This window comes from Flagellimonas oceani, from assembly GCF_011068285.1.
Classification (GTDB): Bacteria; Bacteroidota; Bacteroidia; order Flavobacteriales; family Flavobacteriaceae; genus Flagellimonas; species Flagellimonas oceani.
Window position 1 is genome coordinate 1,993,433 of record NZ_CP049616.1, and the last position, 12,631, is coordinate 2,006,063.

General features: G+C 43.9%; 9 protein-coding genes. 4 read left to right on the forward strand and 5 right to left on the reverse strand.

Features of this window, described 5'->3' with window-relative positions; all coding sequences use genetic code 11:
• Positions 1–2 precede the first annotated feature (2 nt).
• Positions 3–1,100 carry a serine hydrolase domain-containing protein gene (locus GVT53_RS09230; RefSeq protein ID WP_166248384.1) on the forward strand — a complete coding sequence of 366 codons (1,098 nt, stop codon included), beginning with the start codon at positions 3–5 and terminating at the stop codon, positions 1,098–1,100.
• Between the two features lie 99 nt (positions 1,101–1,199).
• On the opposite strand, the gene GVT53_RS09235 is transcribed toward GVT53_RS09230, so the two are convergent.
• The 4 genes from GVT53_RS09235 to GVT53_RS09250 all read right to left on the reverse strand — a co-directional run bounded on the left by GVT53_RS09235 (position 1,200) and on the right by GVT53_RS09250 (position 7,544).
• Positions 1,200–2,663 (reverse strand): TolC family protein, encoded by a 1,464-nt coding sequence (locus GVT53_RS09235; protein ID WP_166248385.1) that lies wholly within the window; start codon positions 2,661–2,663, stop codon positions 1,200–1,202.
• Complete coding sequence (locus GVT53_RS09240; protein ID WP_166248386.1) at positions 2,623–5,895, reverse strand: efflux RND transporter permease subunit; 3,273 nt, start codon at positions 5,893–5,895, stop codon at positions 2,623–2,625. Before GVT53_RS09240 ends, GVT53_RS09235 begins: the two co-directional genes overlap by 41 nt.
• Positions 5,896–5,915: 20 nt before the next feature.
• The gene (locus GVT53_RS09245) at positions 5,916–6,998 is read right to left on the reverse strand and encodes an efflux RND transporter periplasmic adaptor subunit (protein WP_166248387.1); all 1,083 of its coding nucleotides are present in this window, start codon (positions 6,996–6,998) and stop codon (positions 5,916–5,918) included.
• A 144-nt stretch (positions 6,999–7,142) separates the two neighbouring features.
• Positions 7,143–7,544, reverse strand: coding sequence for a hypothetical protein (locus GVT53_RS09250; protein WP_166248388.1), 402 nt, complete (start codon positions 7,542–7,544; stop codon positions 7,143–7,145).
• Positions 7,545–7,791: 247 nt separating this feature from the next.
• Between GVT53_RS09250 and GVT53_RS09255 the strand changes: the two genes are divergently transcribed.
• From GVT53_RS09255 to GVT53_RS09265, 3 genes are all read left to right on the forward strand, one after another.
• Entirely contained in the window at positions 7,792–8,376 is a 585-nt protein-coding gene (locus GVT53_RS09255; RefSeq protein ID WP_166248389.1) for a Crp/Fnr family transcriptional regulator, read from the forward strand.
• Between the two features lie 65 nt (positions 8,377–8,441).
• Positions 8,442–8,882, forward strand: coding sequence for a carboxymuconolactone decarboxylase family protein (locus GVT53_RS09260; RefSeq protein WP_166248390.1), 441 nt, complete (start codon positions 8,442–8,444; stop codon positions 8,880–8,882).
• A gap of 110 nt (positions 8,883–8,992) precedes the next feature.
• A complete protein-coding gene (locus tag GVT53_RS09265) occupies positions 8,993–9,577 on the forward strand; it encodes a hypothetical protein (RefSeq protein ID WP_166248391.1) in 585 nt (194 codons plus the stop codon).
• Between the two features lie 194 nt (positions 9,578–9,771).
• Here the strand turns inward: GVT53_RS09265 and carB are convergent, their stop codons facing one another.
• The gene (gene carB / locus GVT53_RS09270; RefSeq protein ID WP_166248392.1) at positions 9,772–12,624 is read right to left on the reverse strand and encodes a carbamoyl-phosphate synthase large subunit; all 2,853 of its coding nucleotides are present in this window, start codon (positions 12,622–12,624) and stop codon (positions 9,772–9,774) included.
• Between the last annotated feature and the right edge of the window lie 7 nt (positions 12,625–12,631).

The following is a 12,631-nucleotide window of genomic DNA, read 5'->3' on the forward strand; positions in this document are numbered from 1 at the left end:
AGATGAGAGTCAACTATTTTATATGTATTTATTGTTTTTTTATCGTGTCCATAAGCTTTGGTCAACTTACTAAAGAGGATGCGCCTAAAATCGAGGCCTTTGCCAAACAACTTTTTGATGAAGGAAAAACGCACGGTGCCCTGTTGGTTGCCGAGGGAGAAAACATAATTTATGAAGGAGCGTTCGGACTTGCCGACCGTAGCCTGAACATTCCCAACTCCCCTAAAATGCGATTCTGGGATGCAAGCGTGGGCAAAATGTTTACGGCTGTATTGATCTTACAACTGCTAGAAGAAGAAAAAGTCCTTTTGGGAGACCCCATATCCAAACACCTTCCATGGTTCAAGCATAAAATAGCCGATAAAATCACCGTTCACGATCTATTGAGCCATCGTTCCGGGTTCTCGAGTCAAGTTTATGAGGAAAGAGCGAAAGCGGAGCACGACCAAAAAAGCCAAAGGAGTATTCTGGAGCAAAAAATTGCAAAAACAGCTTTGGCATTCGAGCCGGGCACAGCATTTTTATACAGCAATACAGGATATGTGCTTCTTTCTGAAATTGTAATGGCTCATTTGGGGGATGATTACAATGTCATTTTACAGGAAAAAATCTTTAAGCCTCTGCATATGTCGGACACGTATTGGTCCGCTCCCATTTATGGGCCAAGCATGCCCGTTTATTATCTTGAAACAGGCGAGCCGTTGCTACCGGCAAAGGAGCTTGATTTTTCCGGTCCTGGTGGGGAAAAAACCACCTTGCAGGACTTGCATAAATTTATGATGGCCGTTGGAACGGATAAATTGATTTCAAAACAGTCTTGGGCTCTCGCATTTCAGCCCCATTCCCTGCCCGAAGAAGCAAAAAGTGGATGGGGACCTCACCAAAGTCCATACGGCTATGGTTTTAGCTTGATCGATTTCCCGTATATGGGAAATGAATTTGCTTCAACGGTCAGTCATGGTGGAGCTTCGGCCGGAACTTCCAGCTATGCACTTCGTTTTATTGACAACGACCGTATTGTTGTGCTTTGGAACAATGAATTTAAAAATCCGGTACTATTTGAGCTTTATCAAGCTTTAAGCGATATCGCCACAAAATAATTCATCATAAAATTAGAATCCCGGTTTACAATTGTAAACCGGGATTCATTTTGGGTAAATCAATAGCCAAGACAGCAGGTAAAACTATCGATTTGGGACTTAATTCCAGCCGCCGCCCAAGGCGCGGTACATATTTACCTGGGCCAACAACTGGTCTTTTTTGGTCTCTACCAATTCCATTCTGGATTCCAGGGCCTCTCGCTGTGCCAGAAGCACTTCGATATATTCAACCCTTGCGGATTGGAATAAACGAGTTGACAAGTCTATAGATTCCGTCAATGCCTGTACTTGACCATTTTTTAATTCATAGCTCTTTTTTAAGTTATCAATATTTGATAACTGATTCGCCACTTCGATATAACCATTCAAAATGGCCTTTTCATATTCGAAGACCGCTTGCAACTGTCGGGCCGTAGCATTCTTATACTGGGCCTTTATCGCATTTCGGTTAATCAATGGTGCTACCATATCACCAATGGCGGAATAGAGTACCGATTCCGGGGTTGTGGTCAAATACTTGGTATCGAAAGCTTCCAATCCCAAGCCAGCTTTAATGGTAAACTGTGGATAAAAATTCGCTTTGGCAGCTTTGGTGTCCAGTTTGGCCGCTGCCAATTCATATTCAGCGTTTCGAATATCTGGACGGTTCCGCAGCAACTGTGAGGGTATACCGGCATAAATGGTATCAATGGGTGTGTCGATAAAACCATCGGACGCCCTTTGAATATGCTGAGGAGTACGACCCAACAAAAAGTTCAATCGGTTCTCTGCCTCTACAATTTCCTGCTGAATTTCGTATTTATGGCTTTGGTTTTTCATCACTTCTGCCTGAAAACGCTTTACCGCCAATTCCGTGGCACGGGCTGCCTGCTTTTGCAGTTTTACCATGCGCAACGCATTCTGCTGAATCTCCAGGTTTTGGTCGATAATGGCCATTTGGTTGTCCAAGGCCATTAACTCGTAATAAGAGTCGGCAATTTCCGCAACCAGATGGGTCACCATAAAATTCTTGCCCTCTACGCTGGATAAATATTCGTAAACAGCTGCTTTTTTCTCGTTACGGAGCTTCTTCCAGACATCGATTTCCCAAGTGGCGAAGGCCCCGACCCTATAATTGGTCAAGGGTTCGGGGAACGCTTCGCCTTCCTTCACCTCAAGGTTTTTCTCTAGCGCACCATTTCGGGTATATTCACCTACTTTCTCAACCTCGGCGCCGGCCTGAAGGTTGACAAAAGGCAGATACTCCCCCTTTTTGGCCTGAATCCTATTCTGGGCCATATCTACCTGCTGTAGCATAATGTTCAACTCTTGGTTCTTCACCAAGGCCGAATCTATCAGTGCAATCAGGTTAGGGTCTTTAAAGAACGATCTCCATTCCACCAAACCGGTATTCGTGGTATCGGAGGATTGATTTTGATATACCACGGGGACCGTAACGTTCTCATCCCTTATCTCGCGAGTGGGCACGCAGGAATAGAGGGCCACCATGGTTATGGTTATGATTCCGACTAAAAGTGATTTGCTATGCTTCATCTTGGTTGCCTTTTTTATTCTTCTTTCCATTTTTTGAAGTCGTCATTTTTTTCAAACGTTGATTCATCAAGCGCAAACGGGCCTTCAATTTAAAAACCGTATCATTTCGATGAAAAAACTCTTCCGACATTGGTTCATCATGCTGATCCTTGATCAAGCTTTTTCCATCCGCCATTTTTGCAAATATGAAGTATAGGCCGGGAATCAATAAAACCCCAAATAACGTTCCTACAATCATACCTCCCATTGCAGAGCCGCCAATGGTCTTATTTCCTATGGCACCTGCTCCTGTCGCGATCACCAAGGGAATCAAACCGGCAATAAATGCAAAGGACGTCATCAAAATAGGTCGAAAACGCTGTCTGGCACCTTCTATGGCAGCATTAAGAATGGTAAAGCCCTCGCGACGTTTTTGCACTGCAAATTCCACGATCAACACGGCATTTTTACCCAGCAATCCCACCAGCATGATAATACCGATCTGGGCATATACATCATTGGCCAGCCCCATCGCCTTCAAGAGGAAAAAGGAGCCAAAAATACCAACGGGCAGCGATAGGATAACTGCCAAGGGCAACAAGAAACTTTCGTACTGTGCGGCCAAAACGAGGTACACGAAGATGAGTACGACTATAAAAATGTAAAGTGATTCATTTCCGCGCTGTGCTTCGTCATAGGATAGTCCCTCCCAAGCGATATCGTACCCTCTTGGCAAGGTTTGCTCTGCGACCTCTTCAATGGCCTTAATGGCGTCCCCACTTGTATATCCGGCAGCTGGCAAACCGCGAATGGCTGCTGAGTTGTACAGGTTGTATCTGGTAATCTCATTTGGGCCCAATCTTTTTTCCATGCTCATAAAGGCCGAATACGGCACCATTTCCCCTTTCTCGTTTTTCACAAAAAGCTTTTCTAGATCCGAAGGAAGCGCTCTGTATTCGGGGGCTGCTTGGGTATACACTTTGAAAAACCTACCGAAACGGATAAAGCCTTGTTCATAGGTACTTCCGATAAGGATGTTCAGGTTTTCCATCGCTTTTCCAATGGATACCCCTTTCTGCATGGCGGCCTTATTATTGATCTTTAGCTCGTACTGCGGATAGTTGGCCGCGTAGAAGGTGAACAATCCCTTCAACTCTTCTCGTTCTCGCAAGGCATCCATAAAATCGTTGTTGATGCGCTCAAACTCATGATAGTCGGTTCCGTCCGTTTTATCCAATAAACGCATGGAAAAACCACCTGAAGACCCAAACCCGGGCACCGCTGGGGGCTCAAAGTATTCGATAACCGCCCCAAGGTCCTTGGTCTCTTCCTCCAGCTCCTCCATAATCTCGTGAACGGAATGTTCCCGTTGCGACCATGGCTTAAGGTTGATCAAACAGGTGCCGGCGTTGGAACCCCGCCCTTCGGTCATGATTTCGTAACCGGCCAGGGAGGAAACGGATTCCACGCCTTCGGTCTCTTCACAGATAGCCTGAAGTTTTCGGGCAACCTCGTTCGTTCTTTCCAAAGTGGCACCTGGAGGCGTTTGGATAATCGCATAGATCATCCCCTGATCTTCATTGGGGATAAATCCTGCAGGAAGTGTTTGATTGGTAAAGAAAATACCGGCACAAAAAGCTATCAAAACGCCAAAGGTCACAATCCTTCGGTTCACAATCTTGCTCAATACGTTGATGTATCTTCCTGTGAGTTTCTCGAACCTCCTATTAAACCAATCTATAAATCGGTTAATGGGTGATTTTTTTCTAGGCTTACCGTGATTGTTCTTCAGCATCATGGCACAGAGAACCGGTGTCAAGGTAAGTGCAACTAACGCGGAAATAATAATCGACCCCGCCATGGTAATGGAAAACTGTCTATAAAATACACCGACAGGTCCCGTCATAAATGAAATAGGAATAAAAACGGACACCATCACCATGGTAATGGCGATAATAGCGCCACCTATTTCCCCCAATACTTCATAAGCGGCCTTGTAAGGCGTCATGTTTTCTTTTTCCATCTTCATATGGACGGCTTCCACCACCACAATGGCATCATCCACCACAATACCAATGGCCAAAACCAAGGCAAAAAGTGTAATCAGGTTAATGGACAGCCCAAAGAGCTGCATCACAAAGAATGCACCGATAAGGGATACGGGCACGGCAATGATAGGAATCAAAGTGGAACGCCAATCGCCTAAAAAGAGGAACACTACTACCGCTACTAGAATGAAGGCATCCCGTAACGTATGTAAAACCTGCTCAATGGAAGCATCCAGAAAGTTGGAAACGTCATAACTGATTTTATAATCGATTCCCGGTGGCATTTCCTCCTCAAGCTCTACGAGTTTTTCCTTTACGGCATCTATTACATCGCTACCGTTACTGCCAAATGTTTGTTTTAGGACTATGGAAGCAGATGGGTCTCCGTCCAAATTGGAGTAAATATCAAAGAACTCACTTCCAAGCTCCACATCGGCCACATCACCAAGTTTCAATAGTTCACCTTCGCCGTTCGCCTTAATAATGATATCCTTGTACTGCTCGGGTTCGTTATACCTATCCTGATAGACCAGCACATATTCCAGCGATTGCGCCCTTTTTCCGGAGCTACGCCCCACACGTCCGGGGCGAGCCAAAATACTCTGTTCCTCCATTGCCGTTAGGATTTCCTCGGCGGATACATCATAGGCTCGCATGCGGTCTGGTTTTAGCCAAACCCGCATGGCAAACTTCCGGCTACCTAAAATTTGGGCGCTTGCGATACCATTGATCCTTTGTATTTCGGGAATTATCTTGGTGTATGCATAATTGTAGAGAAATTTCTCATCATTGTCCTTGGCATCGCTGTACAGGTTAACGTACATCAACATACTGGGCTGTACGGGGGTAATGATAACCCCTTCGCGTTGCACAAGTTCGGGCAATAACGGCATTACTTGGTCTACCCGTGTCTTGACCCGAACAACAGCTTGGTTGGGGTCGGTTCCGGGTTCAAAAATGACACGCAACGTTCCTTCTCCTGCACTGGTGGCATCGGAAGCGATATAGCGCATACCCTGTACCCCGTTAATGGATGTTTCCAAAGGAATAAGGGTTGATTTCACCAACACATCGGCACTTGAACCTGGGTAAGCAATAAAAATATTGACCGTGGTCGGCGCGATTTGTGGAAACTGCGAAATGGGCAGTTGTTTTATGGCCAGCAGTCCCGTAAATACAATTATGACCGAAATCACAATAGCCAATACAGGTCTGTGTATGAATTTTTTAAACATTGTAAAAGATTATGGGATTGTTACTCAGAATATAACTCAAGGTGCGACAACACGGATTCGGGTTTTTCAAATTGATAATGAATCTTTTCCCCGTTCCTTACCATCCGGATACCTTCCAAAAGGATCTTGTCCTTTAAAGAAAGGCCTTTTTCAACCACGAATAGGTGCTGTAACTCTGCGCCAACTTTAATTTCCCTTTGCTGTACCTTGTCGTTCTCATCGATTACAAAAACAAATTTTTTGTCCAATACTTCAAATGTTGCCTTTTGCGGTATGAGCATTGCTCCGTCCAAGGGAACGCGCATTAAAATACTTCCGGTTTCACCATGCCTAAGAATGCCATCCGGATTTGGGAATGTGGCCCTAAAGGCAATGTTTCCCGTTTCGTGGTTGAACTCTCCCTCAATGGTCTCGACCACCCCGGGCTGATTGAACCTCTTGTTGTTGGCCATCAATAGTTCCACCTTTTGTTTCTCATTTTTCTTGGCGCTTATTATATAGTCGAGGTACTCTGCTTCGGGCACATTGAAATAGACCCACATTTGCGAGTTATCCGAGAGTTTGGTCAGCAGCTCTCCTTCGTCCAACAAGCTACCTTCCCTAACCTCAAGATGGTCCATTATACCATCGAACGGAGCCTTGATATTGGTAAAGCCCAAGTGGGTCTCCGCCAATGCGACCTCTGCCTTGGCCCTGTCAAATTCGGCCTTTGCCATGGCCAGTTCGTTGGCCGATACTACTTCACCATCTGCTAATAATTTGGTGTTCTGGTATTCGATTTCGGCAACCTCTGCCTCTGCTTTGGCTTTTTGTAGGTCAGCTTGGTACACGTTGGGCATGATATGGAACATGCGCTGTCCCTTTTTTACGAATTGACCTTCATCTACATAAATATCCTGCAGATAACCTTTTTCCAAGGCCCTTAATTCGATATGCCTGACCGAATGAATTTGGCAGACATAATCCTTGGTTATAGAGGTATCCAACTGTATTGGACTTGAAACAAGATATTTGGTTTCTTCTTTGTTTTCGTGTTTTTTGGATTCGCAGCTCACATAGCACATCGCTACAAGCAAGCCGATGAAGATGGAAAATCTCCTCATAGTTTTACTGGTTTAAAAAATATTTAGAAAATGGTCAAGGGAAGTCCGAATCCATGTAAAGGGACCTGCCCTTGGTTATTGATTGTTACCCAAAGGTTTGTAGATGCAGCAAAGCACAGGTTCGGCCTTGCTTAAATAAAAATTCTAAATACGGAAAACCTGAAATCTAACATGCTTCTTTATGGGAGAAGACAATTTGGGCCGTTCCAACCCAAAATTACCGTTAGATTCCAAAAACAGTTGCCCCCATGAGGCGGCAAATTCATAGGCGGCAGAAATAGTGCCCTGTTTTACTGAAAAACTATGTGATGCTACTTCTTCCTCTCGCTCCTCCTTTTCCTCAACGTCGATTTCGGCGCAATGCCTTTTTTCCAATCCCAATTGGAGCGCGTTGAACGTGGCAGCGGAGCGATGGTTGTCTAAATCTTGAAGATGGCAGGCATTATTCGCATCTGTAGTTGTTTGCGAGTCTGCATATAAATTGACGAATCCACCCAATAGTAGGATAAAGAGCGGAAACAAATATTTTGCAAATGCCTTTTTCATTTCAAGGGACAAAGCTATGTTACCCAATGTTATCCAACAAATGGTTGTTGTTAATTATGGTTAAAATCGATTAGTGGACTATTTTTCTTGATGAAAATTTCGTAAACGCCGGTCAAAAATTAGAATTAAACAAATTGTACTTTTTAAATTTCCCCGGAACCCCAACTTTTCAACTGATGACTTGAACGAAAAAACGTCCAAATTGAATCTTTTCCATTAATTTACATGCAAAAGTTACCATTCCGTTTTGAAAGCTACCGAACACCCTTTTTACCATCATTTAAAAAAATATGTTTCTTTTGAGGATACCGATTTTCCTAAAATACTGTCCCACTTTGAAACGCTCACTTTAGCCAAAAAGGAAATAGCGATGCAAGCGGGCAATCCTTGCAACCACAATTACTTTGTAATCAAGGGCTGCCTACATATGTACTTTACATCGGAAAATGGCGCAGAACGTACGGTGCAGTTTGCTTTGGAGGGTTGGTGGCTGACTGATTTTTTGGCTTTCCAGAACCGTACAAATACAGATTTCAATGTACAGGCCGTGGAAAAAAGTCAGGTTTTATGCATTAGCAACGAACAACAGGAGCTGTTGCTCAAGGAGTTTCCCGTACTAGAGCGCTATTTTAGGACCATTTATCAAATTGCTTATGGGGCCTCGTTGATCAAGGTAAAATACGTCTATGATTTGTCCAAAGAGGAAATCTATCTTCATTTTACGGAGCATTTTCCTGAGTTTGCCCAACGTGTTCCACAATACTTGATCGCTTCTTTTTTAGGGTTGACCCCGGAATATGTAAGTGAGATACGGGCCAAGAATCGTTCTTAAACCCGTTTAATTTTTCTGGCCCCCGATTGAAATACCTTAGCGTCATCATTCTAAAAGATACCATTATGGAAAAAAGAATTCAAATTGATGCTGTGGAACCTTTGGCCTTTAAAGCTATGTTCGGCCTGGAAAAATATCTACAACAAAGCCAGCTGGACAAAACCCATTATGAGTTGATAAAAATAAGGGCGTCCCAAATCAATGGATGTGCCTTTTGTTTGGATATGCACACCAAGGATGCCCTAAAGTTGGGAGAGGACGCAAAACGATTGTTTTTATTGGATGCTTGGTGGGAGACCGAGCTTTTCTCCGAAGAGGAACGGGTAATCTTAAAGGCTACTGAAGAGATTACCTTGGTCCATAAAAATGGACTTAGTACAGAAACCTACGAGAACGCCATCAAATTATTTGACGAACATTATCTCTCCCAAATAATAATGGCCATTATCACCATAAATGCGTGGAACCGAATTGCGATAAGCACCCATAAACCTATACCGAATTGAGTACTTTGCGCAAAATAATCTTGCAGAGGCCCATATTTGGGCCTTTTTTGTTTAACGTATTCAAACAAATATACCCTATATTAGTGTGTGCTAAATACCTCAAAGTTGTTATGAGAATCAAATTTGCTTTTTTATGTACACTGGTACTTTGCTGCACAGCATGTAAAAACTTTAAGTCCGATGAAAAGGATGCTGAGGCAAAAGATGAAGACTTCAATACCATAAAAATCAACAATGAATATCAGATAAGCGTTCCCCGCTTCATGAACGGTACCACGGGACTGAACGAGGAAGCTTCGTTGCAATTTCAAAGTCTTCTCAAGGAAACCTATTTGATCATTATTGAAGAACCCAAAGCTGGTTTTGAGGAGGTTTACAGGGATTTGGAGCAATATGACGATGAACTTTCCGTATTGCAGAACTATAGGGACGCACGCCTTAAGATACTGTCCAGGACAACGGAAATCATCAACAAATCCAATTCAAAATCTTATAAGGTCAATGGTTTAGATGCAGAATCCTTGGAGCTAGATGCCAAGGTAAACGGTGTGGACGACGAAATCTCGTATTTCTTGACCTTTATTGATGGAAACGAAAAGGTTTATATGCTCATGTGCTGGACCCTAAAGAACAAAAAGGAGGAGCATAAAAAAACCTTTAAAACGATTGCCGAATCTTTTGAACTTACCGATTAGGAAACCGCTTTAAAGGTTAAGGTGCTTGTTTGTTCCCTTAATTGTCAATTCGAGTGAAATTCCTAAGGAATTTTGTGTCGAGAATAGAGCCTTAGCTTGATGCTGCGGTTCTCGATACGATTTTTTCAAAGAAAAATCACTCGAACTGACATATTTCCATAATAAGGGTTATATAACCTGATTTATTATATTATCTACTTGCTCAAGTACATTTTTCTCCTGGCGTACAAGTTATAGAACTCATCATCTTTTAGGCTATCAATGAACAGGATGCTCTCACCGGTACTCTTCATTTCTGGCCCCAAATTCTTGTTCACGTTAGGGAACTTGTTGAAGGAGAACACTGGCTGCTTGATCGCATAACCATCCAAATGTGGCTTAAAGTCAAAATCCTTTACTTTCTTATCTCCCAGCATCACTTTGGTCGCATAGTTTACGTAAGGCTCTTTGTATGCCTTTGCTATAAACGGAACGGTACGCGATGCCCGTGGATTGGCCTCGATGATGTAAACGATATCATCCTTGACCGCAAACTGAATGTTGATCAAACCAACCGTGTTGAGTGCCAAAGCAATCTTTTTGGTATGGTCTTTTATCTGTTGCAGTACAAATTCGCCCAAGTTGAACGGCGGCAAAGTAGCGTTGGAGTCACCTGAGTGGATTCCACAGGGTTCAATGTGCTCCATTATACCGATAATGTACACATCCTCTCCATCACAAATGGCATCTGCCTCTGCTTCTATGGCCCCGTCCAAGTAGTGGTCCAACAGCAACTTGTTGTTTGGTATCTTACGCAATAAATCCACTACGTGCGCTTCCAGTTCTTCTTTGTTGATCACAATTTTCATTCCCTGTCCACCCAATACATAAGATGGCCTTACCAACAATGGGAACTTTAGTTCATCTGCCAAATCCAAGGCTTCGTCGGCTGTTTCGGCCACACCGAATCTTGGATAAGGAATATCGTTGTCCTTTAACAAGGTGGAGAAACTCCCCCTATCCTCTGCCAAATCCAAGGATTGGAAACTGGTTCCGATAATATTGATTCCGTATTTGTCCAGTTTTTCGGCCAATTTCAATGCGGTCTGACCTCCCAACTGCACGATTACGCCTTCTGGTTTCTCGTGAAGGATAATGTCGTAAATATGCTCCCAGAATACGGGCTCAAAGTAAAGTTTGTCAGCCGTATCAAAATCCGTGGATACCGTTTCCGGGTTGCAGTTGATCATGATGGTCTCATAGCCGCATTCCGCAGCTGCCAACACCCCGTGCACACAGCAATAATCGAACTCGATTCCCTGTCCGATACGGTTTGGGCCCGAGCCCAGTACCACAACTTTTTTCTTGTCCGTAACCACACTGTCGTTGGCTACGTAGCGCTCGCCATCGGCGGTCTCTACCTCCTCCTCAAAAGTGGAATAATAGTAAGGTGTTACCGCTTTGAACTCCGCCGCACAAGTATCCACCAATTTGTACACACGATTGATGTTCAAATCCATTCGCTTGCTGTGCACTTCGCTCTCCCAACAATCCAGCATGTGGGCAATCTGTCTGTCCGCAAAACCTTTTTGTTTGGCTTCCAAAAGCAAGGCCTTTGGCAAACTTTCTATGGTATATTTTGATATTTCCTGTTCCAAATAGTGCAATTCCTCGTATTGTTTAAGGAACCACATATCGATCTTGGTGATTTCGTGAATGCGTTTCAATGGAATCCCAAGTTGAATGGCATCGTAGATCACAAAAACCCGGTCCCAACTGGGCACTCTTAACTTCTCGATAATGGTCTCATAATCCTTGTACCCTTTTCCATCGGCACCCAAGCCGTTTCGTTTGATCTCAAGGGATTGTGTGGCCTTGTGCAAGGCTTCCTGGAACGAACGTCCAATGCCCATCACCTCTCCCACAGACTTCATCTGTAGTCCCAAAGTTCTGTCGGAACCTTCGAATTTGTCAAAGTTCCAACGTGGTATTTTTACGATTACGTAGTCCAAAGTCGGCTCGAACAAGGCTGATGTGGATTTGGTAATCTGGTTGTCCAACTCGTCCAACGTATAGCCGATGGCCAATTTAGCGGCGATTTTTGCAATCGGGTATCCGGTAGCTTTGGATGCCAATGCAGACGATCTTGATACCCTTGGGTTGATTTCTATCGCTATAATATCTTCTTTTTCATCTGGGCTCACGGCAAACTGTACGTTGCACCCTCCTGCGAAGTCCCCTATACTGCGCATCATATGGATGGCCATATCCCTCATTCGTTGGAATGTACTATCTGAAAGCGTCATAGCCGGTGCCACAGTGATGGAGTCCCCAGTGTGGATACCCATGGGGTCCATATTTTCAATGGTACAGATGATCACCACGTTGTCGTTTTTGTCCCGCAAAAGCTCCAACTCATATTCTTTCCAGCCCATTAAGGCCTTGTCTATCATTACCTCATGGATGGGAGAAACTTCCAATCCATGGCTCAACATATCATCAAAATGCTCCGGGTCGTGAACAATACCCGCTCCTGCCCCACCAAGGGTAAACGAAGCTCTAATCACCAAGGGGAAACCGAATTCCTGGGCAATTTCCTTTCCTTTTAAGAACGATGTGGCGGAAGCTTGAGGTGGCATACCTATCCCTATTTTGAGCATGAGTTCCCTAAATTTCTCACGATCTTCCGTAATGTTGATGGCATCGATATCCACACCTATGATCTCCACGCCAAAATCTTCCCAGATGCCTTTTTCGTCTGCTTCGATACAGAGGTTCAATGCCGTTTGGCCTCCCATTGTGGGCAATACAGCATCAATATTGGGGTGTTTTTGAAGTATTTCTATGATCGATTTGGTAGTCAACGGTTTTAGATAAACATGGTCTGCCATGGCAGGGTCCGTCATAATTGTAGCGGGATTGCTGTTTATCAAAATTGTCTCGATACCGTCTTCCCGAAGGGAGCGAAGTGCCTGGGAACCAGAGTAATCGAACTCACATGCCTGACCGATGATGATCGGACCAGAACCAATAATCAAAATGGAATTTAAATCTTTTCTTTTCGGCATTTTCTTT

Bases quoted from the DNA above. Each gene is read 5' to 3' on its own strand.
- GVT53_RS09245 (WP_166248387.1), bottom strand. From the start codon at position 6,998: ATGAGGAGATTTTCCATCTTCATCGGCTTGCTTGTAGCGATGTGCTAT.
- carB (WP_166248392.1), bottom strand. From the start codon at position 12,624: ATGCCGAAAAGAAAAGATTTAAATTCCATTTTGATTATTGGTTCTGGT.
- GVT53_RS09230 (WP_166248384.1), top strand. From the start codon at position 3: ATGAGAGTCAACTATTTTATATGTATTTATTGTTTTTTTATCGTGTCC.
- GVT53_RS09260 (WP_166248390.1), top strand. From the start codon at position 8,442: ATGGAAAAAAGAATTCAAATTGATGCTGTGGAACCTTTGGCCTTTAAA.
- GVT53_RS09250 (WP_166248388.1), bottom strand. From the start codon at position 7,544: ATGAAAAAGGCATTTGCAAAATATTTGTTTCCGCTCTTTATCCTACTA.
- GVT53_RS09235 (WP_166248385.1), bottom strand. From the start codon at position 2,663: ATGGAAAGAAGAATAAAAAAGGCAACCAAGATGAAGCATAGCAAATCA.
- GVT53_RS09240 (WP_166248386.1), bottom strand. From the start codon at position 5,895: ATGTTTAAAAAATTCATACACAGACCTGTATTGGCTATTGTGATTTCG.
- GVT53_RS09265 (WP_166248391.1), top strand. From the start codon at position 8,993: ATGAGAATCAAATTTGCTTTTTTATGTACACTGGTACTTTGCTGCACA.